The sequence below is a fragment of the Mycobacterium sp. NPDC003449 genome (assembly GCF_053588415.1).
Genome location: NZ_JBSFPX010000005.1, coordinates 81,347 through 104,111, shown reverse-complemented (window position 1 = coordinate 104,111; position 22,765 = coordinate 81,347). Strand labels below are relative to the sequence as shown.

Below are 22,765 nucleotides of genomic sequence, written 5' to 3'. Positions count from 1 at the left end.
CCGAACCCCTCGGGGTTCGGATTCGGCGGCTGGCAGGCGCCCCTGATCGACGAGGTGTCCGGCGCCCAGGTCGGTGCCGCATATCAGGGCACCGACGCCCTGCTGCTCGGCCGGCGCACGTATGACATCTTCGCGGCGTACTGGCCGGATCGCGACGACGAGTTCGGCGCGCTGTTCAACAGCATTCCGAAATACGTGGCCTCCCGAGGCAGGCCCGACCTGTTCTGGGCCGGCTCAACGCAACTCGGCAAGGACCTGCCCGCCGCGGTGCGCGAGATCCGGGATCGGCACGAGCACGTGACCGTGGTCGGGAGCCTGAATCTGGTGCAGACCTTGTTGCACGAGAAGCTCTTTGACCGCCTGGATCTCTGGGTGCACCCGATCATGCTCGGCGTCGGGAAGAAGGTGTTCGACGGTGGCGCGGTGCCGACGAATGTGACCCTGCTGGAACCGCCGGTCGCCAGCCCGAACGGCATCGTGCACGTGCGCTACGGGTTGGCCGACGGCGTGCCCGGCACGGGGGATATGAGCCTGGCCTGACCGCTGCCGTTCCCCGCCGAGCAGACACAAACCTGCCCCTTTTCACGCGAAAACGGGCAGGTTTACGTCTGCTCGCGGGGGAACTCGCGCGGGAACTAGACGGTGTCGGAGACCGGTTCGGCGGGGACCAGCGGCACGGCCACCAACGGCAGCAGCGCACATACCGCGAACGCCACCGGATAGCCGGCAACGCCGATCAGCGCGCCGAAGATCGGTGCCGAGCTGGCGGTCGCCAGATGCTGGGCGGTGTTCTGGGTGCCCAGCGCCCGACCGCTCCAGAACGGTCCGGCGATCTCGGCGATCGCGGTGAAGGCCAACCCGTTGTCCGACACGGTGATCACCGAGGCGATCACGATCAACGCGACGCTGACCGGTGAGCCCAGCCAGTCGGTGAGCGCCAGCAGCGCCATCGTCGCGGCGGCGGCCAGGGCGATCGTGCGGATCGGACGCAGGCGGTGCCCGACGATGTCGGACCACCGGCCCGCCGCGATACGCCCGGCCGCACCGAGCAATTGGGCCGTTGTGACCAGCGTGCCCGCCGCCGCGGCCGACCATCCGCGATCGCTCATCAACCAGACCAGGGTGAACGTCCACACCATGCCCTGCGGGACCACGAGCAGCACCGAAACCGCGTGTATACGTGTCAGTACCGACGAGCCCCGGTACGGGTTGGCGAGGTGTTCGGCGGGCGCCTCGTGACGCGCCGGCCGCGGCGGGTCGAGCACGCCGACCGCGCAGATCACCGCCGCGATCACACACACCACGGCCGGGAACAGCAGCGCCGTCGATGCCCCGTGACTCTCGGCGACCCGCGGGATGACCAAGGCTCCCAGGGCAACTCCCAGCGGGGTCGCCGTCTGCCGGATGCCCATGGCCAGGCCGCGCTGTTCGGGCGGGAACCAGCCGACCACCACGCGACCGCTCGCGGCGTTGCTGCTGGCCGCCGCCATCCCGCCGAGCAGCAGGAACACACCGACGGCGACCAGGGAATCCGCGGAGGCGGCGGCGAACGCGGCCGCCGCGGTCAACGCCGATCCGACCGTCAGCACGATCCGTTCGCCCACGCGGTCCACCAGGTAACCCCAGGCGATCAGGGTGACGACCAGGCCGAAGCTCGGCATCGAGGACAGCAGGCCCGCTTTGGCCAGATCCAGGCCGCGCTCGCTGTGCAGGGTGGGGATCAGGAAGGCGGCACCGTTGATGAAGATGTTGGCGCATGTGGTCGCGGTCAGTGCGATGGCCAGCATCAACCAGCGGCGAAAGGTGCTGATTGAAGAAGGAGGCACGACTGCATGGTTTCATATCCGTCTCAATATTCTGAACTCGTATCCCAGTACTTGAGACCGCCGCATCGGGCCCGGTCGACGTGCCGGCATCGGCGACCGGCTCCGGGACCGTGCGCACTACGCTGACAAAAATGCGCCTAGGTCGAATCGCCAGTCCGGACGGTGTCGCGTTCGTCAGCATCGAGGGCGACGGCGCCGATGCCGTCTGCAAAGAGATCGCCGAGCATCCGTTCGGGAACCCCAACTTCACCGGCCGGACATGGCCACTGGCCGATGTGCGCCTGCTGGCGCCGATCCTGGCCAGCAAGGTGATCTGCATGGGCAAGAACTATGCGGCGCACGCCGAGGAGATGGGCGGGGTGGCGCCGGAGGATCCGGTGATCTTCCTCAAGCCCAACACCGCGATCGTCGGACCGGGCGTACCGATCCAGCTGCCCGCCGACGCCGATCCCGTCCACCACGAGGGTGAGCTCGCCGTCGTCATCGGCAGGCCCTGCAAGGATGTGCCCGCCGCACGCGCCGCGGAGAACATTCTCGGTTACACGATCGCCAACGACGTGTCGGCGCGCGATCAGCAGCGCAAGGACGGACAGTGGATGCGGGCCAAGGGGCACGACACCTTCTGCCCGGTCGGCCCGTGGATCGAGACCGCGATCGACCCGTCGGATCTGGAGTTGCGCACCGAGGTCACCCATGGGGTGGCCGGTGAGACCGAGGTGCGCCAGCGCAGCCGAACCTCGTTGATGATCCACGACATCGGGGCCATCGTGGAGTGGGCCTCGGCGGTGATGACGCTGCTGCCGGGTGACCTGATCCTGACCGGGACCCCGGAAGGCGTCGGGCCGATCGAGGACGGTGACACCGTCAGCATCACCGTGGAGGGCATCGGGACCCTCACCAATCCCGTTGTGCGCAAGCAGAAATAGAGGTATCGATGTCTTCCCCCGCTGTCCCGGTACGGGTCCGCTTCTGCCCGTCGCCGACCGGTACCCCGCACGTCGGGTTGGTCCGCACCGCATTGTTCAACTGGGCCTACGCCCGCCACACCGGCGGGGCGTTCGTGTTCCGGATCGAGGATACCGACGCGGCCCGCGACAGCGCCGAGAGCTACGCGGCGATTCTGGACGCGCTGCGTTGGCTCGGCCTGGACTGGGACGAGGGGCCCGAGGTCGGTGGGCCCTATGAGCCGTACCGGCAGTCGCAGCGGTCCGAGATCTACCGGGATGTGATCGAGCGGCTGCGGCGGGCAGGCGAGATCTACGAGGCCTATTCGACGCCGGAGGAGGTGGAGGCCCGCCACCTCGCGGCGGGCCGGAACCCGAAACTCGGCTACGACAACTACGACCGCGACCTCACCGACGAGCAGCGAGAGCGGTTCGCCGCCGAGGGGCGTAGGCCGGTGCTGCGGTTGCGGATGCCCGACGAGGACCTGTCGTGGACCGATCTGGTGCGCGGGCCGACCACGTTCCCGGCCGGCTCGGTGCCCGATTTCGCCATCACCAGGGCCAGCGGCGATCCGTTGTACACCTTGGTCAATCCGGTCGACGACGCGATGATGAGGATCACCCATGTGCTGCGCGGCGAGGACATCATGCCGTCGACGCCGCGCCAGATCGCGCTGTACCGGGCGTTGATGCGGATCGGGGTCGCCGAACGGGTGCCCGAATTCGCCCATCTGCCAAGCGTTCTCGGCGACGGTAACAAGAAGCTGTCCAAACGTGACCCCCAGTCGAACCTGTTCCTGCACCGCGACCGCGGATTCCTGCCCGAGGGCCTGTTGAACTACTTGGCGCTACTGGGCTGGGGCATCGCCGATGACCACGATGTGTTCGGCCTGGACGAGATGGTGGCCGCGTTCGATGTCCGCAACGTCAACTCGAACCCGGCCCGCTTCGATCAGAAGAAGGCCGACGCGATCAACGCCGAGCACATCCGCCTGCTCAGCGCAGCGGATTTCACCGCCCGGCTGCGCGATTATTTCACCGCGCACGGTCACGACACCGGACTCGACGACGCCGGCTTCGCCGAGGCGGCCGGGCTGGTGCAGACCCGGATCGTGGTACTCGGCGACGCCTGGGGGCTGCTGAAGTTCCTCGACGATGCCGATTACCAGATCGACGAGAAGGCGGCGGCCAAGGAGCTCAAGGCCGAGGCCGCACCGGTGCTCGACGCCGCGCTGAGCGCGCTGGAACCGGTCTCACAGTGGGTTACGGCCGATATCGAGGCCGCCCTCAAGGCCGCCCTGCTCGACGGTCTTGAGCTCAAGCCCCGTAAGGCGTTCGGCCCGATCCGGGTGGCGGTCACCGGCGCCACGGTCAGCCCGCCGCTGTTCGAGTCGATGGAGCTGCTCGGCCGGGAGCGCAGCCTGGCGCGGCTGCGGGCCGCCCGGGACCGCGTGTAAAAGCGGGCCGGAATCTTTGGTAGTCTGCTCGTCGGCCCGGAAAGCGCGGCGGGGGTGTCCCCGCTGGGTGATTCGGTCCGGAAATGCTCGTGACCTGCGGTGACGGGCGGCCAATGGGGTATGGTGTAATTGGCAACACAGCGGTTTCTGGTACCGCCATTCTAGGTTCGAGTCCTGGTACCCCAGCCAATGCGTCGATTAGGTCAGCGAGTTCGGCTGAGCTATGCTGACCATCCGGAAGTTCTAGCCCCCGTCGTCTAGCGGCCTAGGACGCCGCCCTCTCACGGCGGTAGCGTGGGTTCGAATCCCATCGGGGGTACAACAGTTTTTTGGCCGCGAGCAGACGCCAAAGCACCCTGAACCACCCGGTTTGGGGTGCTTTGGCGTCTGCTCGCGGGGGTAGGTGGCGCTGCGGACTGTCAGAGCCGGCGGGTCACGGCTTCGGACGCGGCCAATAGATCTGCGGCCCAGCGCGCCCCCGGACGCCGGCCCATCCGGTCGATCGGGCCCGATACCGAAATCGCGGCGATCACCGCGCCGCGGCCGTCGCGCACCGGCGCCGAGACGCTCGCCACTCCGGGTTCGCGTTCGGCCGCGCTCTGGGCCCAGCCGCGTTTGCGTACCTCGGCAAGGGTGCGGTCGGTGAATTTGGCGGAGGGCAGCACCGCCTGCTGGGTGGCCGGGTCGGCGTAGGCCAGTAGCACTTTGGCGCCAGAACCCGCGGTCATCGGCAGCTGGGTTCCGACGGGCACGGTGTCGCGGAGCCCGGCCGGTGGCTCCAGCGCCACCACACACACCCGTGACAGCCCTTCCCGCCGGTACAGCTGCACGCTCTCGCCGGTGATCTCACGCAGCCGGGGGAGTACCGCGGCCCCGGCCGCCAGCAGCGGATCGTTGACGTGGGCGGCCAATTCGGACAGGGCGGGGCCCAGGCGCCAGCGGCCGTCTCCGTCGCGGGCCAGCAGCCGGTGGGTCTCCAGGCCAGCGGCCAGTCGATGTGCGGTCGCGCGGGGCAGCCCGGTCCTTTCGCACAGTTCGGCGAGCCCGCAGGGGGACTCGGCCACCGTGTGCAGCACACCCACCGCTTTGTCGAGCACGCCGATGCCGCTATCATTTCTCACAGAGAGATACTAGCGTCTCGCATTCTGAGATGGCTACCGTCACTCTCCAGCCCTACTGCACAGCCCGCAGTCGCCCGAACCGAATCGAGTAGAAGCGATGGACCATCCGACGCAGACATCCACTAAACCGCGCACCCTGGCCGAAAAGGTGTGGGCCGACCACGTAGTGGCGGTCGGCGCGGGCGAGGGCTCCTCCCGCGAGCCCGATCTGATCTACATCGATCTCCATCTCGTGCACGAGGTCACCAGCCCGCAGGCCTTCGACGGGCTGCGGCTGGCCGGCCGTCCGGTGCGCAGGCCCGATCTGACGATCGCCACCGAGGACCACAACGTGCCGACGGTCGATATCGATAAGCCGATCGCCGACCCGGTGTCGCTGACCCAGGTCGAGACGCTGCGGCGCAACTGCGCGGAGTTCGGTATCCGGCTGCACCCCATGGGCGATGCCGAGCAGGGCATCGTGCACATCATCGGACCCCAGCTCGGGCTGACCCAGCCCGGCATGACCGTGGTGTGTGGCGACAGCCACACCTCCACCCACGGCGCGTTCGGCGCGATCGCGATGGGCATCGGCACGTCGGAGGTCGAACATGTCATGGCCACGCAGACATTGCCGCTCAAACCGTTCAGGACGATGGCGGTCAACGTCGACGGCGTGCTGCCGCCCGGGGTGAGCGCCAAGGACATCATCCTGGCGGTCATCGCCAAGATCGGAACCGGCGGCGGGCAGGGTCATGTCATCGAATACCGGGGCAGCGCCATCGAAGCGCTGTCGATGGAGGGCCGGATGACGATCTGCAATATGAGCATCGAGGCCGGCGCCCGGGCCGGGATGGTCGCCCCGGACGAGACCACATACGAGTTCCTCAAGGGCCGCCCGCACGCACCCGCGGGTGCCGACTGGGACGCGGCCGTGGACGCGTGGAACCGGTTACGTACCGACGAGGGTGCCGAATTCGACACCGAGATCTATCTGGACGCAGCCACCCTGAGCCCGTTCGTGACCTGGGGCACAAACCCCGGGCAGGGCGTGCCGCTTTCGGCGTCGGTCCCCGATCCGGAGTTGATCGGCGACGACGGGGAGCGTCAGGCCGCCGAAAAGGCATTGGCGTATATGGATCTCCGGGCGGGCATGGCCATGCGTGATATCGCCGTGGACACCGTGTTCGTGGGCTCGTGCACCAACGGCCGGATCGAGGATCTGCGCGTCGTGGCCGACGTGCTGGCCGGCCGCAAAGTGGCCGACGGTGTGCGGATGCTGGTGGTGCCGGGCTCGATGCGGGTCCGGGCGCAGGCCGAATCGGAAGGTCTCGACCGGGTATTCACCGCTGCGGGAGCCGAGTGGCGCCAGGCCGGCTGCTCGATGTGTCTCGGCATGAATCCCGACCAGCTCGCGCCGGGGGAGCGCTGCGCCTCGACGTCGAACCGGAATTTCGAGGGCCGCCAGGGCAAGGGCGGACGCACCCACCTGGTGTCGCCCGCGGTAGCGGCGGCCACCGCCATCCGCGGCACGCTGGCTTCCCCCGCCGACCTGCCCGCCGCCCGCTAGAGGAATCAGGAGAAGACCATGGAGGCTTTCCACACCCACACCGGCATTGGCGTCCCGCTGCGGCGGTCGAATGTCGACACCGACCAGATCATCCCCGCGGTCTATCTGAAGCGGGTGACCCGAACGGGTTTCGAGGACGGTTTGTTCGCCGCCTGGCGCAATGACCCGTCGTTCATATTGAATCTCGCACCATTCGACCGGGGTTCCGTCCTCGTCGCCGGCCCCGATTTCGGCACCGGCTCGTCGCGCGAGCATGCCGTCTGGGCGCTCATGGACTACGGCTTCCGGGTGGTTGTCTCGTCCCGTTTCGCCGACATTTTCCGGGGGAACGCGGGCAAAGCCGGACTATTGGCGGCCGAAGTCGCCCAAGACGATGTCGAGCTTCTGTGGAAGGTCATCGAGCAGAATCCGGGCTTGGAAATCACTGTCAATCTTCAAGATCGAAACGTGACCGCGGGAACCGTTGTGGTGCCGTTCAGGATTGACGACTACACCGCTTGGCGGCTGCTCGAAGGGCTCGACGATATAGGCCTTACGCTGCGGAAACTCGATCAGATCGAGTCCTTTGAGCGGCATCGTCCGGGGTGGAAACCGCGCACTCTGCCAGCTTGATTAGACCCTCTCTGCGACCTGAATTCGCAGCCTCCCTAACCGGTTCTGAACCCCCCCGGCTGGAGTCCAAGTGGGGCAAGCGGATTGCCAAAAAGTTCGCTGGCTTCACTTGAAATTGCGCGTGGCTCTTGGAAATCAATGGTCACAGGGTTTACCGTGTCCTCTAGTCGGTCCAAAGCGGACCACTGGTTTCGGAGGTTTGAATGAACAAAGCGGAGCTCATCGACGTACTCACAACCAAACTGGGCACCGATCGTCGGCAGGCTACCGCCGCGGTGGAGAACGTTGTCGACACCATCGTGCGGGCGGTGCATAAGGGCGACAGTGTGACGATCACCGGCTTCGGGGTTTTCGAGCAGCGCCGCCGCGCTGCTCGGGTGGCGCGTAACCCGCGCACCGGCGAGACGGTGAAGGTCAAGCCCACCTCGGTGCCGGCATTCCGGCCCGGTGCGCAGTTCAAGGCGGTTGTCTCTGGGGCTCAGCGCCTCCCGTCGGACGGCCCGGCCGTCAAGCGGGGTGTCACCGCTGGTCCGGCCAAGCGGACCGCTGCCAAGAAGGCCCCGGCCCGCAAGGCCGCTGCGAAGAAGGCCCCGGCCAAGAAGGCTCCGGCCAAGAAGGCTGCGACCAAGGCTCCGGCCCGCAAGGCTGCGACCAAGGCTCCGGCCAAGAAGGCGGCCACCAAGGCTCCGGCCAAGAAGGCCGCCGCCAAGAAGGCTCCGGCCAAGAAGGCTGCGACCAAGGCTCCGGCCCGCAAGGCCGCGACCAAGGCTCCGGCCAAGAAGGCGGCCACCAAGGCTCCGGCCCGCAAGGCCGCCGCCAAGAAGGCCCCGGCCAAGAAGGGCCGCAAGTAGATTCCAGACAGGCACGTCGTGAGCTGATGACCGGCTCACGGCGTGTCTTTCTGTGTCGGTCCTAGCGTTTGGTGGGCAGGGGGCTGGCGATGTGGTCGGCGGCCACCAGCCGGCCGTCGGCCAGCGACATCACCCAGGTGCTGCCCTTGCGATTACCTGTCGTCTCGGGCCGCACGTGCGTCTGTGCGCACCACCACGCGACGAGATCGGGAATCACCTTGCCCTGCGTGCAGATCACCGGGGTGCCGGCGCGAGCGGCGATCTCCAGCACCCGGTTGCGTAGGATCTTGTGGTCTGCTGCGGAGCTCTCCTCGGTCAACAGGGGCTCGTTGTGGATGTCGACACCGAGTTCGTCGGCCAGCGGTGCGACGGTCTGATGGCACCGCACCCGGTCGGCCGCGTATACGGTTGTGGCACCGAATGCCAGCAGTTGACCGACCAGTGACTCGGCCTGGGCCCGACCGTGTTTGTCCAACGGGCGCCTGCGGTCGTCGCCCTTGTACTGCGACCGGCTGCCCGCGGAGCCGTGCCGCACGATGATCACGCTCTTGGTGTTCGGCGGGTGTTTTGCGAAGCGGCGCAACACTTTCTGGTCGTGCGGATATTGCAATTGGGCCATGGCCGCTTCGACCGGCAGCCAAATCAGTTTGTCGACCTCACCATTGGGGGCGAAGTCGCCGCCGGTCGCCCGCGCGCTCCAGTACCAGACCCGTTTCGTCCCCTGTTGCACCGGGTATGTCACCGAGGCCAGCCTGCGCCCGAGGACGGCGGTGTGGCCGGTCTCCTCGAGCACCTCGCGCACCGCGGCGACCGGTTCGTTCTCCCCGGAATCGACCTTGCCTTTCGGCAGGGACCAGTCGTCGTAGCGCGGACGGTGAATGACGGCGACCTCGATCGGCGCCGGACGGTCGCCGGTACCGTCGGCTCCGCGCCACAGCACAGCTCCGGCGGCGGGCACAATCTTCTTTTTCGCGCTCGTGCTGTTGTTCGACACCTCAACTCCTGCAGGATTTTCGCCGGTAGGGGTAGTGGTTCGGGCTCGGGGCGGTTCAGGGATGCCGATGACGTTCCATCAGAGACACCTGGTGGTCTCGTACCGTCTGTCCCTCTTGGGGCAGTGCCGTCCAGCGGCCGTCGTGCTGCAGCTCCCAGCACCGGGTGGCCGGGTCCATGGCAGACTCGAACACCTCGTTGAGCTGTGCGGTCAGCCGCGGATCCTTGACCTGAGCCATCACCTCGACCCGACGGTCGAGATTACGATGCATCATGTCGGCACTGCCGATCCAGAACTCGTCGATGGCGCGGAAGTGAATTATTCGGGAGTGTTCGAGGAACCGTCCCAGGATCGAACGCACCGTGATGTTGTCCGAGACCCCAGGGATCCCGGGCCGCAGCGCGCAGATGCCGCGCACCACCACCTCGACCGCGACCCCGGCCTGCGACGCCCGGTACAACGCGTCGATCACCTGCTCGTCGACCAGCGCGTTGGCCTTCAACCGAATCCGGCCCTCGGCGCCGTCGCGCTGCGCCGCGATCTCGGCGTCGATCCGCTCGACGATGCCCTTGCGCACCCCGCGCGGTGCCACCAGCAGGTTGCGGTAGGAATCCTTGCGCGAGTATCCGGTGAGCGAGTTGAACAGGTCGGTCAGGTCGGCCCCGAGATCGGGGTCGGCGGTGAGTAGACCGACATCCTCGTACAACCGCGCGGTCTTCGGGTTGTAGTTGCCGGTGCCGATATGGCAGTACCGCCGGATCGTCGACCCCTCGCGCCGCACGACAAGGCAGGTCTTGCAATGGGTCTTGAGTCCGATCAGGCCGTACACCACGTGCACGCCGGCCTGTTCGAGCGCGCGGGCCCATTTGATGTTGGCCTGCTCGTCGAAGCGGGCCTTGATCTCGACGAGTGCGACCACCTGCTTACCGGCCTCGGCCGCGTCGATCAGGGCGTTGACGATCGGTGAGTCACCGGAGGTGCGGTACAGCGTCTGCTTGATCGCCAGGACATTCGGATCCGCGGCGGCCTGCTCGATGAACCGCTGCACCGTGGTGGAGAACGAATCGTAGGGGTGGTGGACCAGTACATCCCCATCGCGAAGCGTCGAGAAGATGCTCTTGGGGGTCTCGCGTTCACCGAAAGCCGGTGGGGTGGCAGGCACGAACGGCCGGTCCTTGAGCGCGGGCCGGTCCACCCCGTAGATCTGCCACAGCGCCGACTGGTCGAGCAGGCCCGGCACCTCGATGACATCGGCTGGGGCGACGTCGAGTTCGCGCAGCAGCAGCTCCAGCATGCTCTCGGTCATATCGTCGGAGACTTCCAGGCGCACCGGCGACCCGAACCGCCTGCGCGCCAGCTCGCGTTCGAGTGCCTGCAGCAGATCCTCGTCGCGATCCTCTTCGACTTCGAAATCGGCGTTGCGGGTGATCCGGAACGCGTGGTGCTCGACGACTTCCAGACCGGGGAACAGCACCGGCAGGAATGCCGCGATCAGCTCCTCCATCGGCAGGAACCGCACCACCGACGAACCGTCGGCTGGCGCGCTGAGTTCGACGAACCGGTCGACGTTGTCGGGCACCTTGATCCTGGCGAAATGTTGACCGCCGTCGTCGGGATGCTTGACGGTGATCGCCAGGTTCAGGCTCAAACCGCTGACGAACGGGAACGGGTGCGCCGGATCCACCGCGAGTGGTGTCAGTACCGGGAAGACCTGCCCGTGGAAGTACGTCGAGAGCTTGTCGCGTTCGCCGGCATCCAATTCGGCCCAGGTGACGATGCGGATGCCCTCCTCGGCGAGGGCTGGGCGCACCGAGTCGAGGAACACCGCGGCATGGCGGCTGGCGAGCTGCTGGGTGCGCTCGCTGATCCGGCGCAGTTGTTCGCGGGGCGACAGGCCGTCGGCCGAGCGCACCGACAAGCCCATCTCGTCGCGGCGCTTGAGGCCCGCGACCCGAACCATGAAGAACTCGTCGAGATTGGACGCGAAGATGGCCAGGAACTTCAACCGTTCCAACAGCGGCAGCGACGGGTCGGCGGCCAGGGCCAGCACCCGCGCGTTGAAGTCCAGCCAGCTCAGTTCCCGGTTGAGGTAGCGGTCCTCGGGCAAGGCGTCGTCCACCGCGGGCGACGTGGCGGCCGGGGGTGCCTGCGGTGTCGCGGCCGGTAATCCCGGCGCCGCCCCGGCACCCGCCTCATCAGGGGAGACGTGGCCGGTCCCGGACGCAACCTCGGCTTCGGTGGCTTCGCTCACGCGTCCGATCATTCCTTATCGGTCAGCGCCCCGGCTACCCGCTGGCGGTAGTGGGCAACCGCCTTCGAGGTGGCGGGCCCGACCCCGAGGCGCCGCGCGGTGGCCAGATCGTCGGGGGTGTCGATATCGCATCGCAGCCCGGGCCAGGCCCCGGTCAGCTCGATCGCTCCGGAGTGCCTGTGGTGGGCCGCCGAGTCCGTGCCGAACCGGGGTGCCAGTGCCACCCCGAACGAGAACAGTGCCGAGGTGCCGGTGCCGTGCCGGTCCCCGACGAAACTGCGCGGATACGCGCGCGCCGCGGTCAGCGCCTCGGCGAATTCCTGTGCCTGCAGGGCTGGTAGATCACCTTGCAGGACAACGATATTCGGTGTGGTGGTGCGCAGTTCGTGCTCGGCGGCGGCGATGGCGTTGTTCAGTGGGTTGCGGTGGCCGGCCGGGGTTGGGTCGTCGAGGACGCCTGCCCCGAGCTGACGGGCCGCATCGGCGGCGACGTCGTCGGGGGTCACCACGGTGACCGGGGCGACCGCGGCGGCCGCCGTGACGGTGTCGACGAGCATCGCCAGCACCACCGCCTCACGGGTCGGCGCGGAGAATATCGGGGCCAGCCGCGTCTTGGCGGCGGTGAGGCGCTTGACGGCGATCACCACCGCCACGTCGGTGCCCGGCGTCGATGTTGCGGCGCCGCCGGGTCTCCTGCCGTTCATAAGGCCATCCTGCCAGCCGGGCCGGTATGCCCGGGTGCCCAGCGCCCGGAGATAGGGTGAAGCCGTGGTGGAGGCTGCGGTCATGGGTGCCGGCGCGTGGGGGACGGCGCTGGCCAAGGTGCTGGCGGATGCGGGTAATCCGGTGACGATGTGGGCCCGCAGGGCCGAGGTCGCCGAGGAGATCAACCGGGACCGGCGCAACAGCGGCTACCTCGGTGATGTCGCGCTGCCGAAGGGGATCCGGGCGACCGCCGACCCCGAGGAGGCACTGGCCGGGGCGTGCACGGTGCTCCTGGCCGTTCCGGCCCAACAGCTGCGGGCCAATCTGGACGGCTGGAAACATCTGATCGGTGCCGACGTGACCATGGTGAGCCTGGCCAAGGGCATCGAGCTGGGTTCGCTCATGCGGATGAGTCAGGTCATCGTGCAGGTCACCGGTGCCGACCCGATGCGGGTCGGCGTGGTGACGGGGCCCAACCTGGCCAGCGAGATCGCCGACGAGCAGCCGGCGGCGACCGTCGTCGCGTGTAGCGACTCCGGGCGGGCGGTGGCCCTGCAACGGGCCCTGGCCACCGGGTACTTCCGGCCCTACACCAATGCCGATGTGATCGGCGCCGAGGTGGGTGGGGCGTGCAAGAACGTCATCGCGCTGGCCTGCGGCATGGCCGCGGGCGTCGGCCTGGGGGAGAACACCGCCGCCGCGATCATCACGCGCGGCCTGGCCGAGATCATGCGGCTGGGCATCGCACTGGGGGCCACCCCGGCCACGCTGTCCGGCCTCGCCGGGATCGGTGATCTCGTCGCCACCTGCAGCTCGCCGCAGTCGCGCAACCGCACGTTCGGCGAACGGCTCGGAAAGGGCGGCACCATGGAGTCGGCGCTGACGGCGGCGCGCGGACATGTGGCCGAGGGCGTGTCCTCGTGTGAATCGGTGCTGGCGCTGGCCTCCAGCTACGGCGTCGAGATGCCGTTGACCGATGCCGTACACCGGGTCTGTCACAAGGGGCTTTCGGTACACGAAGCGGTCGCCCTGCTGCTCGGTCGCAGCACCAAACCGGAGTAACCGATGGACGGTACCTACGGCGACTCCACCCGCAGCGTCAAAGCCGTTGGTGTGGAATCAGTTCCAGGAAGTCCGGTGGCGCCGATGCCGGTTCCCGCTTCGACGTATCACCTCTCGCCCGACGAGACCGAACCGTTGGACAGCTACGGGCGCAGCTCCAATCCGTCGTGGCGCCAGCTGGAATCGGCGCTGGCCGCGCTTGAGGGGGCGACCGCCGCGCTGACCTTCGGGTCGGGGATGGCCGCGATCACCTCGGCGCTGCGGGTCACGGCCAGGCCGGGCTGCACCCTTGTGGTCCCGGCTGACGGGTACTACCAGGTCCGGCGGTACGCCGCGGAGTATCTGGCGCCGCAGGGAATCACCGTGGTCGAGGCGCACACCGGCCAGATCTGCGAGGCCGCGGCGGCCGCGGATGTGGTGCTGGCCGAGACGCCGGCCAATCCCGGGTTGGACGTCGTCGACCTGCACCGGCTCGCCATTATCTGCCGCGGTCGCGGGGCCACCCTGATGGTCGACAACACCACCGCCACCCCGCTGGGGCAGCAGCCGCTCTCGCTGGGCGCCGACCTCGTGGTGGCCAGCGCCACCAAATCCCTGTCCGGGCACAGTGACCTGGTGGCGGGGTACGTGGCCGGATGCCAGCCCGAACTGATGGCGGCGGTGGAATCCGAGCGGCTGCTGGCCGGGCCGATCCTCGGCGCCTTCGAGGCCTGGCTGGTGCTGCGCAGTCTCGGTAGCGCCGGGCTGCGTTTCGAGCGACAGTGCCAGAACGCCACCGCACTGGCGGTCATGTTGCGAAGCCATCCGGCGGTGAGATCGGTGCGCTATCCCGGATTGCCGGACGATCCGGCGCACGGGCCCGCCGCGGCACAGATGAAACGGTTCGGCGGGCTGGTGTCCATCGAGTTGGCCGATGCCGCGGCGGTGCACGCCCTGGTGCAGCGCAGTGCGCTGCTGATCGCCTCGACCAGCTTCGGCGGCATCCACACCTCGGTCGACCGCAGGGCCCGCTGGGGCGACCCGGTGCCCGCCGGATTCGCCCGCATCTCGGCCGGCATCGAGGACACCGACGATCTGCTCGCCGATGTGGAACAGGCCCTTTCGGCTTCCGGCCATGGATGACTTCAGCGGCAAGGACGTCACGTTCGCCGATCTGGAGATGCTGGTCGCATTCTCGCGGACCGAGCACTTCGGCCACACCGCCGACGAGCTCGGGGTCAGCGTCGCGACCGTGCAGCGTGCCATCCGGGCGCTGGAGCGCAAGCTGGGGGTCGCCCTGGTCGAACAGTCCGGACGCCGGGTCCGGATGTTGCGGACCGGCAATGTGCTTGCCAGGGAGGCGAATGCGGTGCTGCGGGCCAGGCAGGAGGCCGTCGACACCACGTTGGCCGACGCCGGCTACCCGCAGCGTTTGTTGCGCATCGCGCACACGTTCTCGCTCGGGCTCGGGTTCGTGCCCCAGGTGCTGGCCGAACTCCTGGTCGAACACAAGGGATTGCGGTTCCGGTGCTGGCAGGGCTCGGCCACCGATGTGATCGCCGCACTGCTGCGGGGCGAGGCCGATGTGGCCTTCACCTCGGTGGCGCCCAACGAGCAGGATTTCGTCGTCGTGCCGTTGTTCACCGAGAGTCTGCTGCTCGCGGTTCCGGTCGACGACCCGCTGGCGCAGCGCAGCAGCGTATCGCTGGCCAGCGTGCGCGACCGCGCCTTCGTGGCCATGGAACTCGGCTCCAGTAGCCGCACTCATATGGTGAATGCTTGTGCCAGAGCGGGATTCGTGCCGCAGATCGCCGTCGAGGGTAATGATCTGTTCGTCGTCGAGTCGATGGTCGGGGCCGGGATCGGGGTTTCGGTGGTTCCCGAGGGGATGACCGACCATCAGCATCCCCGGGTGGTGCGGATCCGGATCGTCGACCCGAAGCCCTCCGAACGCACCGCCTTCCTGGCCTACCCGCGGGCGGGTGCCCAGTACGAGAGTGTGCACGAGCTCGCCGCGATCGCCCGCAGGCGCGGGAGGCTGCGCCACAAACCGTTGCAGTAACTGCAACAATCGCGACGCGGAACGGTGTTGTTCCACCTCGACCGCGTTCATAGGGTCCAAGGCATGCCTGAAACCGCTGTGATGCGGACCACGACCACTGAGTTTTGTGATCAGTTGATCGCGGCCGCCGCCGAACCGTTGCCCCCCGCCGTCGCCGATGCCGCGCGCCGCAGCCTGTTCAACGTGCTGGGAACGGCGGTGGGCGCCGCGAACTCGCCGGCCGCGGATGCCATCCTCGCGGCCGCACGCGAGCTTTCCGCCAACGGCTCGGTGCGGGTGCCGGGCCGGGGTGAACTGCTCGACGAGCACTGGGCGGCCCTGTTCAGCGGAACCGCGGCCCACTACGACGACTTCGATGACACCCACCTGGCGACGGTGATCCACCCCGGTGCGGCCACCCTCGGTGTCCTTGTGGGGTTGCATGATTCGGTGGACGCGCCGGGCGAGCGGTATCTGGTCGCGTTCGCGCTGGGGTGTGAGGCGCAACTGCGCATCGGTAACTCGGTCTCGCCCAACCACTACGACCGCGGCTGGCACATCACCGGCACCTGCGGCGTCTTCGGCGCGGCGGTCGCGGCCTCGGTGCTGCTGGGACACACCAGCGATGAACTGCGTGCGGCGCTCGGCGCCGCGGCGACGATGACCCTGGGTCAGCGCGAGGCGTTCGGCTCGATGACCAAACCGTTCCACGCCGGAAAGGCCGCCGCCAACGGCATTTTGGCCGCCCGGCTGGCCGCGGCGGGGCATACCGGGTCCGAGGACCCGCTGGGCGATGACGGTGTGCTCACCGTGATCGCCGATGCGGTCGACGCCGCCGAGCTGCACCGGCCGTGGTCCGCGGATGGCTCCGACTGGGAGCTGATCAGCAATACGTTCAAGCCCTACCCGTGCGGGATCGTCGCACACCCGGTGATCGACGCCGCCGTCGCGGCGAGCCGCCAGATCGCCGATACCGGTGCGATCGAGGCGGTCGAGGTCACCTGCCATCCGCTGGTCCCCGAACTCATGGGTACCCGGCAGCCGCGCGACGGACTGCAGGCCCGGTTCAGTTCCCGCCACGGGGCCGCGGTGGGGCTGCTCGACGGATCGGTGGGGTTGCGCGAGTTCTCCGATGCGCGTGCCACCGCGGCGGATGTGGTCGGGCTGCGCGCCGTCACCGAACTCCTGCCGACCACGGACTGCGCCCGCGACGAAGCCACGATCACGGTGCGGCTGCGTGGTGCCGATCCGGTGGTCGTGCACGTCGAGCATGCGCGTGGCAGCCTGGCCCGGCCGCTGACCGATGCGGAACTGCTGGCCAAGGTCGACGCGCTCACCGAACCCGTCCTCGGTGCCGGATCGGCCGCGCGGATTCTCGCCGCGGTCGAAGCCCTGGAAACCGACACCGGCGCCGGCTTTTCCGGCGTCGTCGCCACCACGCGTCCCGGAGGTGCCCTGTGACCGTCACCGACGAACTCGTCCGTTTCATCGGCACCGCGGCACCGCCGCCCGCCGCGCTGGCCGAGGCTGGCAATCAACTTCGGGAGATCCGGCGCCTGGTCCGGATATCCGGTGACGCCGTCAAGGACGCCTATCCGGCCGGGCCACCCACGGCGACGAACCGCGCCTGGCGCACCGCGATCACCGCGGCCGGTGCCGACGGCTGGCCGGCGGTCGGGGCCGCAGTGGTTGCGCTGCACCGTGGATCGACGACGGCAACGGCGGATGCCCAGGCGGCGACCGCGATCGGCACCGCCGTCGCCGATCAGCTTCGCACCGCGCTGCGATCGACCACCAGCGCCGAGCGGTGGAGCCACCGCAGTGTGGCAAGTGTCCTCGGCGCGGGTGCGGGCGCGGGACGCCTGCTGCGGCTCGACGAGGCCCAGCTGCGTCACCTGCTCGGACTGTGCGCCACCCAGGCGGCCGGACTCGCCGACGCCGACGAGACCGGCACCGGCACACTGCAACTGGCCAAGGCCGCCGCCGACGCCGTCGAGGCGGCCGTGCTGGCACGCCACGGGTTCACCTCGTCGGTCGACGGGTTGGGCGGGCGCAGAGGGCTTTTCGAGGTCCTGGCGCCCGGGGCGGTGTGGCCGCCGGGCCTGGGTGACCGGTGGGGTACGGACGGCGATTGACGGACGCGGCGCCAAGGGTAAGGAGGTCAACGATGACTGAGACGGACAGTGCTCGCGGGCAGCGCGAACATCACGACAGCGATCCACCACCGGACGAGTTCGACGCGGGCGATGAGCAACATTCACCGCTGTCCACCGCGCCACTGGCGCAGGCCGGGCTCGGTGTGGTGGCCGCCGTATTCGGCATCATCGCGCTGGTCGACGCATCCGGGCTCGACATGTTCGGCAAGAAGGGAGTGCCGGGGCCCGGGCTGTTCCCCACGGTGACCGCGCTCGCGGTGACGGTCCTCGGCCTGACGCTGGTCGGGATCTCGGTGCTGCGCCGGATCCGCTCGGGGCCGGGCGAAGGGCTGACCGGTGTCGGCGCGGAGATCCTGCGGGCAGGCACGGTGTGGATCGGCCTGGTCATCTGCATCGCCCTGATGGAGGTGATCGGGTTCGTCGCGGCGAGCGCCCTGCTCATCGCCTACCTGGTGCTGGCGGTCGAGCGGGTCCGCGGGATCAAGGCGGTGCTGGCGATCGTCGGCGTACCGCTCGTCGCGTACCTGCTGTTCGTCTTCGTCCTCGGGGTGGAACTGCCGACATCGGCCTTCGTCGAAGGGATTTAGGAAGCACTGATGGACGCGTTGAATAATCTGCTGACCGGATTCGAGTCGGCGTTCACACCGATGAACCTGTTCTGGGTGCTGGTCGGGGTCGTCATCGGCACCCTCGTCGGCATCCTGCCCGGACTTGGCCCACCGGCCACCCTGGCCATCCTGCTGCCGGTCACCACCGCCCTGTCACCGACCACCGGACTGATCATGATGGCCGGCATCTATCACGGTGCCAAGTTCGCCGGCGCGACCACGTCCATCCTGCTCAACATCCCCGGCGAGACCTCGTCGGTGGTGCTGTGTCTGGACGGACACCCGCTGGCCCGCCAGGGCCGGGCCGGGGCCGCGATGGGCATGTCGGCGATTTCGGGTTTCATCGCAAGCACCTTCGGTGTCGTCGCGCTGACCTTCGCCGCACCGTTCGTGGCCAATCTGGCGATGAGCTTTGGCCCGCCCGAATACGCGGCGTTGATGGCCTTCGGCCTGTTGATGGTGATCCTGCTGGCCAGCGAGTCACCCGTGAAGGGATTTCTGTCGCTGTCGGTCGGGTTGCTGCTGTCCACCATCGGTATCGACATCTTCACCGGTCAGCAGCGCCTGACCTTCGGCACCACCGCACTGTTCGACGGCATCGAGTTCATCGCGGTCAGCGTCGGGTTGTTCGCCGTCGGCGAGGTTCTGCTCAACGTGGAGAAGAAGATGGACCGGCAGCTCTTCACGGTGCCCAAGGGCCTGAAGAATCTGCTGCCCACCAGACAGGATCTCAAGCAGTCCCGCGCGGCCATCGCGATGGGGTCGGTGTTCGGCTTCTTCATCGGGGCACTGCCCGGCGGCGGTTCCACCGTCGCATCCTTCCTGTCCTATGCGATGGTCAAGCGGACCTCGAAGCGTCCCGAGAAATTCGGTAAGGGCGCCATCGAGGGTGTGGCCGGCCCGGAGGCGGCCAACAACTCCGAGTCGGGCGGCGCGATGATCCCGCTGCTGAGCCTCGGTCTGCCGGGAAGCTCATCCACCGCGGTCATGCTGGCGGCGCTGCTGCTCTACGGGTTGCAGCCCGGGCCGCTGCTGTTCACCGATCATCCCGAGATCGGCTGGCCGGTGATCGCCAGCCTCTACATCGGCAACGTGATGTTGATCATCCTGAACCTGCCGATGATCCCGGTCTGGGTGCAGATCCTCAAAATCCCGTACTGGGCGCTGTATCCGGCGATCCTGGTGCTGGCCGCGGTCGGCGTGTACAGCGTGCGCAGCTCGTTGACCGATGTCTTCATGATGGCGGGCTTCGGTCTGCTCGGCTACGTGTTCGGCAAGTTCGGCGTGCCTGCGGCCCCGCTGGTGATGGCGTTCGTGCTGGGCCCGATGGCCGAGAATGCCGTGCGGCAATCCCTGGTGCTCTCGGACAACAATCCGATGATCTTCCTGGAGCGCCCGATCTCGGCGACCATCTTCGGCGCGGCGGTACTGGTCGCGGTGACGCTGCTGATCACCGGGCGGCGCCGGAAGTCACCACGGGCCCGGCTGCGGTCCTCGGTGCTGGAACAGTCGGGCGACCTGGCCGGATCGAAGGGCGAGTGATGAACACACGACAGTATTCCCGGCGAACCGTGCTCCTCGGTGCCGGCGCCGGCCTGATGTTGGCCGGGTGCGGCCTGCAGCGCGGCGGCATGTCCAACGGGGTGCCCAACAGCACCCAGGTGGTGGTGCACACCGGCCCCGGCGGCGGCAGTGACGTGTTCGCCCGCCAGGTCGTCAAACTCATGCACGACGACCGGCTGATCGACACCTCGTGGCCGGTGCGCAACCAGACCGAGGGTTCCTCGATCGGTGCGATGTCGTATCTGCGCGGTCGAAAGGGCAAGACCGACACCATCGCCGCGGTCACCCCGACATGGTTGGTGACGCCGCTGACGCTGTCGGGTGCCTCGGTGTCGATCACCGCGCTGACACCCATCGCGGCGCTGCTGGTCGAGCCCCAGGTGGTGGCGGTCCGGGCCGATTCCGGCTACCACACCATCAAGGACTTCATCGCCGACGCGCAGCGCAAGCCGGATCAGCTGGTCCAGGTGGGCGGTTCCATCACCGCCACCGACTCACTGACCGGCAAGGCGTTGCAGGCCAGGACGGACAGCCAGTGGAAGTACCTGACCTTCAGCGACAGCGCCCAGCGGATCGGGGCGCTGTTGCGTAACGACGCCCAGATGATGATCGGGGCCTCAACGGATTTCGTCGACCAGGTCAAGCTCGGTGCGGTCAAGGTGCTGGCCACCGTCGCCGACCGCAAGGTCGCCACGTTCCCGGAGCTGACCTCGATGAAGGCGCAGGGGCTCGACACCGGACCACTGCCCGAGGAGTTCCGCGGTTTCGTCGGCCCGCCCGAGATGCCCGAGCAGGCGCTGACCTACTACCAGGAGCTGTTCGGGAAGCTGGTGACGTCCCCGGGGTGGGACGACTTCGTCGACGAGAACGGTTCGGTGACCACATTTCTGGAGGCCGACAAGTTCGGTTCCATGCTCAAGGAGCAGGACGATTCCCTGACCACCCTGATCGACAGCATCGGATTGGCGCAACAATGACCACAACCGTCCAGGCCGGGCTGACCGCACAGCTCGCGGATTTCGCTGCAGGACTGCAATTCTCAGATCTCCCCGACGAGGTGGTGCATGAGGCCAAACGGGCCGTGATCGACCATCTCGGCGTCGCGCTGGCCGCGTCCGGGCATCCGTCCGTCGACACGATGCTGCGGGTGGCGCAGCGGTGCGGCGGGCCGGGGGCGCACACCGTCTTCGGCCGGACCGAAACCGTGACCATGCCCTACGCCGCACTGGTCAACGGATTCGGTGCGCATCTGCTCGACTACGACGACACCTTCAATCCCGGCGACACCACGGTGCACGGCAGCGCGCCGGTCTGGCCCGCGCTGGCCGCGCTGGCCGGGCAGTCGACCGTCACCGGGCGTGAGGCGCTGACGGCGTTCGTGGCCGGATTCGAGACCGAATGCCGGCTGGGCCGGGCCGCGGGCGACGCCCACTACGAGATCGGTTGGCACGTCACGGGAACCGTCGGTCACGTGGGAGCGGCCGCCGGCGCGGCACGCCTGCTCGGACTCGGGCCGGCGACGCTGAGCCAGGCGATGGGCAGTGCGGGCACCCAGGCCGCCGGTCTCAAGGCCGTGTACGGAACCGACGGTAAGCCGCTGCACGCCGGCAAGGCCGCGATGGACGGGTTGCTTTCGGCCGTGATGGCGCAGGAGGGCATCACATCGACCGGCCAAATCGTCGAGGACGCCCGGGGGTTCCTCGCGGTGATGTCGACCGATCCGGCGCCGGACAAGCTCACCGAGCGGCTCGGTGAGCAGTGGCACCTTCTGACCAACGGCTACAAGGCCTATCCCAGCGGATCGCTGACGCATCCGGCCATCGACGCCGTCCTGCTACTGCGCGCCCAGCACGGGTTCGCGGCGGCCGACGTGCGTGCCGTGCGGGCCACGGTGAACCCCAAGGCGGCCACCGTGACCGGCAAGACCAACCCCACCACCGGGCTCGAGGCGAAGTTCAGCCTGACCCACGGTGTCGCGGTGGCGTTGCTCGCGCGTCCCCGGCTGGACCATTACACCGACGAGGGGGCCCGCGATCCGCGGATCGCGGCGTTGCGTGAGGTGACCGTGGTGCGTCCCGACGACTCGGTCGGCAAGCGGGCCGCATCCGTGAGCGTCGAGTTGGCCGACGGCCGGGTGCTCGACGGCCGCGTCGAGGCCAATAAGGGCACCCCGGAAAACCCGCTGACCGACGCCGATCTGACCGAGAAGTTCATCGACAACGCGGCGCCGCGGCTCGGCGACGACGGTGCCGCCGCGCTGCTCGCGCGGTGCTGGGATCTGGAGCACACCGGCGATTTCGGGGAGCTGATCCGGACGACGGGGGTGCGCGGGTGAGTGGCGTCGCGGTGGTCACCGGTGGTGCCCGCAACCTCGGCAGGTCCATCGTGCTGGCGTTGGCCCGATCCGGCTACCACGTCGTGGTCAACACCCGGTCCGATGTGGAGGCCGCCGAAAAGGTGGTGGCGCAGGCCCGCGAAATCGGGGTCGACGCGGTCGCCGCGGCGGCCGATGTCGCGGCCGCCGAACAGGTGGAGCGGATGTTCGGCCTGGCCGAGGAGCTCGGGCCGTTGCGGGTGCTGGTGAACAACGCGGCCATGCGCACCCGGGTGCCGGTGTACGACGTGACCGCCGCCGACTGGACGGCGGTGCGGTCGGTGACCCTGGACGGGGCCATGCACTGTGCGATGGCCGCACTGCCCCGGCTGCGCGACGCCGGCGGCGGCAGCATCGTGTCGATCGTCGGGGCCAACGCCCTGTCCGGCGATGCCGGCCGGTTTCACGTCTCGGCGGCCAAATACGGTCTGGTCGGGATGACGAAGGCCCTGGCCGCCGCATGCGCTGCCGACCACATCAACGTCAATGCCGTCTCACCGAGCCGGATGGAACCCGGCCCCGGCACCCCGGCGGCAGCGGCGGAGGCCGAGCGGCGCCGCGACACGGTTGCCGGCACCGTGGCGTTTCTGGCCTCGCCTGCGGGCCGCGATGTGACGGCACAGCTGATCGAAGTGGGGGCGCAGCGATGAAATGGCAGGTCACGATGCGCCG

General features: G+C 68.4%; 21 protein-coding genes and 2 tRNA genes. 18 read left to right on the top strand and 5 right to left on the bottom strand.

From position 1 onward, the window contains the following. Positions 1–540, top strand: a 540-nt coding sequence (locus tag ACWDTP_RS03150; RefSeq protein WP_450016467.1) for a dihydrofolate reductase family protein, incomplete at its 5' end; no start/stop codon positions are given. A gap of 95 nt (positions 541–635) precedes the next feature. Here ACWDTP_RS03150 and ACWDTP_RS03145 read toward each other — a convergent pair. Then, positions 636–1,826, bottom strand: coding sequence for an MFS transporter (locus tag ACWDTP_RS03145; protein ID WP_450016465.1), 1,191 nt, complete (start codon positions 1,824–1,826; stop codon positions 636–638). A 131-nt stretch (positions 1,827–1,957) separates the two neighbouring features. Here ACWDTP_RS03145 and ACWDTP_RS03140 point away from each other — a divergent pair, with 131 nt between their 5' ends. From ACWDTP_RS03140 to ACWDTP_RS03125, 4 genes are all read left to right on the top strand, one after another. Beyond that, the gene (locus ACWDTP_RS03140; protein WP_450016463.1) at positions 1,958–2,752 is read left to right on the top strand and encodes a fumarylacetoacetate hydrolase family protein; all 795 of its coding nucleotides are present in this window, start codon (positions 1,958–1,960) and stop codon (positions 2,750–2,752) included. A gap of 8 nt (positions 2,753–2,760) precedes the next feature. Beyond that, entirely contained in the window at positions 2,761–4,227 is a 1,467-nt protein-coding gene (gene gltX, locus ACWDTP_RS03135) for a glutamate--tRNA ligase (RefSeq protein WP_450016461.1), read from the top strand. Positions 4,228–4,341: 114 nt separating this feature from the next. Further along, positions 4,342–4,416: transfer RNA gene (locus tag ACWDTP_RS03130), tRNA-Gln, on the top strand. Between the two features lie 57 nt (positions 4,417–4,473). Further along, positions 4,474–4,546 (top strand) — tRNA-Glu (locus ACWDTP_RS03125). Positions 4,547–4,646: 100 nt separating this feature from the next. Here ACWDTP_RS03125 and ACWDTP_RS03120 read toward each other — a convergent pair. Then, positions 4,647–5,348, bottom strand: a complete 702-nt coding sequence (locus tag ACWDTP_RS03120) for an IclR family transcriptional regulator (protein WP_450016459.1) — start codon at positions 5,346–5,348, stop codon at positions 4,647–4,649. A gap of 97 nt (positions 5,349–5,445) precedes the next feature. Here ACWDTP_RS03120 and leuC point away from each other — a divergent pair, with 97 nt between their 5' ends. From leuC to ACWDTP_RS03105, 3 genes are all read left to right on the top strand, one after another. Beyond that, on the top strand, positions 5,446–6,897 hold the full coding sequence (gene leuC, locus ACWDTP_RS03115; RefSeq protein ID WP_450016457.1) for a 3-isopropylmalate dehydratase large subunit: 1,452 nt from the start codon (positions 5,446–5,448) through the stop codon (positions 6,895–6,897). Positions 6,898–6,915: 18 nt separating this feature from the next. Continuing rightward, on the top strand, positions 6,916–7,509 hold the full coding sequence (gene leuD, locus ACWDTP_RS03110; RefSeq protein WP_450016455.1) for a 3-isopropylmalate dehydratase small subunit: 594 nt from the start codon (positions 6,916–6,918) through the stop codon (positions 7,507–7,509). 203 nt (positions 7,510–7,712) lie between these two features. After that, on the top strand, positions 7,713–8,360 hold the full coding sequence (locus tag ACWDTP_RS03105) for an HU family DNA-binding protein (protein WP_450016453.1): 648 nt from the start codon (positions 7,713–7,715) through the stop codon (positions 8,358–8,360). Between the two features lie 61 nt (positions 8,361–8,421). On the opposite strand, the gene mutT1 is transcribed toward ACWDTP_RS03105, so the two are convergent. The 3 genes from mutT1 to cofC are packed head-to-tail and all read right to left on the bottom strand — an operon-like array spanning position 8,422 to position 12,309. Then, the gene (gene mutT1, locus ACWDTP_RS03100; protein WP_450016451.1) at positions 8,422–9,354 is read right to left on the bottom strand and encodes an 8-oxo-(d)GTP phosphatase MutT1; all 933 of its coding nucleotides are present in this window, start codon (positions 9,352–9,354) and stop codon (positions 8,422–8,424) included. 55 nt (positions 9,355–9,409) lie between these two features. After that, positions 9,410–11,617 (bottom strand): RNA degradosome polyphosphate kinase, encoded by a 2,208-nt coding sequence (locus ACWDTP_RS03095; RefSeq protein WP_450016449.1) that lies wholly within the window; start codon positions 11,615–11,617, stop codon positions 9,410–9,412. Then, a complete protein-coding gene (gene cofC / locus ACWDTP_RS03090) occupies positions 11,614–12,309 on the bottom strand; it encodes a 2-phospho-L-lactate guanylyltransferase (protein WP_450016447.1) in 696 nt (231 codons plus the stop codon). The genes ACWDTP_RS03095 and cofC overlap by 4 nt, the downstream gene beginning before the upstream one ends. An 82-nt stretch (positions 12,310–12,391) precedes the next feature. On the opposite strand from cofC, the gene ACWDTP_RS03085 reads away from it, so the two are divergent. The 10 genes from ACWDTP_RS03085 (at position 12,392) to ACWDTP_RS03040 (ending at position 22,743) form a co-directional block, all read left to right on the top strand. Beyond that, a complete protein-coding gene (locus ACWDTP_RS03085; protein WP_450016490.1) occupies positions 12,392–13,372 on the top strand; it encodes an NAD(P)H-dependent glycerol-3-phosphate dehydrogenase in 981 nt (326 codons plus the stop codon). A gap of 3 nt (positions 13,373–13,375) precedes the next feature. Further along, entirely contained in the window at positions 13,376–14,494 is a 1,119-nt protein-coding gene (locus ACWDTP_RS03080; RefSeq protein WP_450016445.1) for a cystathionine gamma-lyase, read from the top strand. Next, positions 14,487–15,413, top strand: coding sequence for a LysR family transcriptional regulator (locus ACWDTP_RS03075; RefSeq protein WP_450016443.1), 927 nt, complete (start codon positions 14,487–14,489; stop codon positions 15,411–15,413). The genes ACWDTP_RS03080 and ACWDTP_RS03075 overlap by 8 nt, the downstream gene beginning before the upstream one ends. A gap of 63 nt (positions 15,414–15,476) precedes the next feature. Next, the gene (locus ACWDTP_RS03070) at positions 15,477–16,853 is read left to right on the top strand and encodes an MmgE/PrpD family protein (RefSeq protein ID WP_450016442.1); all 1,377 of its coding nucleotides are present in this window, start codon (positions 15,477–15,479) and stop codon (positions 16,851–16,853) included. Then, complete coding sequence (locus ACWDTP_RS03065; protein WP_450016440.1) at positions 16,850–17,527, top strand: MmgE/PrpD family protein; 678 nt, start codon at positions 16,850–16,852, stop codon at positions 17,525–17,527. The genes ACWDTP_RS03070 and ACWDTP_RS03065 overlap by 4 nt, the downstream gene beginning before the upstream one ends. A gap of 32 nt (positions 17,528–17,559) precedes the next feature. Continuing rightward, entirely contained in the window at positions 17,560–18,135 is a 576-nt protein-coding gene (locus ACWDTP_RS03060) for a tripartite tricarboxylate transporter TctB family protein (RefSeq protein ID WP_450016438.1), read from the top strand. Positions 18,136–18,144: 9 nt separating this feature from the next. Beyond that, positions 18,145–19,698, top strand: coding sequence for a tripartite tricarboxylate transporter permease (locus ACWDTP_RS03055; protein ID WP_450016436.1), 1,554 nt, complete (start codon positions 18,145–18,147; stop codon positions 19,696–19,698). Further along, the gene (locus ACWDTP_RS03050) at positions 19,698–20,696 is read left to right on the top strand and encodes a Bug family tripartite tricarboxylate transporter substrate binding protein (RefSeq protein WP_450016434.1); all 999 of its coding nucleotides are present in this window, start codon (positions 19,698–19,700) and stop codon (positions 20,694–20,696) included. Before ACWDTP_RS03055 ends, ACWDTP_RS03050 begins: the two co-directional genes overlap by 1 nt. Next, positions 20,693–22,054, top strand: a complete 1,362-nt coding sequence (locus ACWDTP_RS03045; protein WP_450016432.1) for an MmgE/PrpD family protein — start codon at positions 20,693–20,695, stop codon at positions 22,052–22,054. Before ACWDTP_RS03050 ends, ACWDTP_RS03045 begins: the two co-directional genes overlap by 4 nt. Then, a complete protein-coding gene (locus tag ACWDTP_RS03040; protein ID WP_450016430.1) occupies positions 22,051–22,743 on the top strand; it encodes an SDR family NAD(P)-dependent oxidoreductase in 693 nt (230 codons plus the stop codon). Before ACWDTP_RS03045 ends, ACWDTP_RS03040 begins: the two co-directional genes overlap by 4 nt. Positions 22,744–22,765 lie beyond the last annotated feature (22 nt).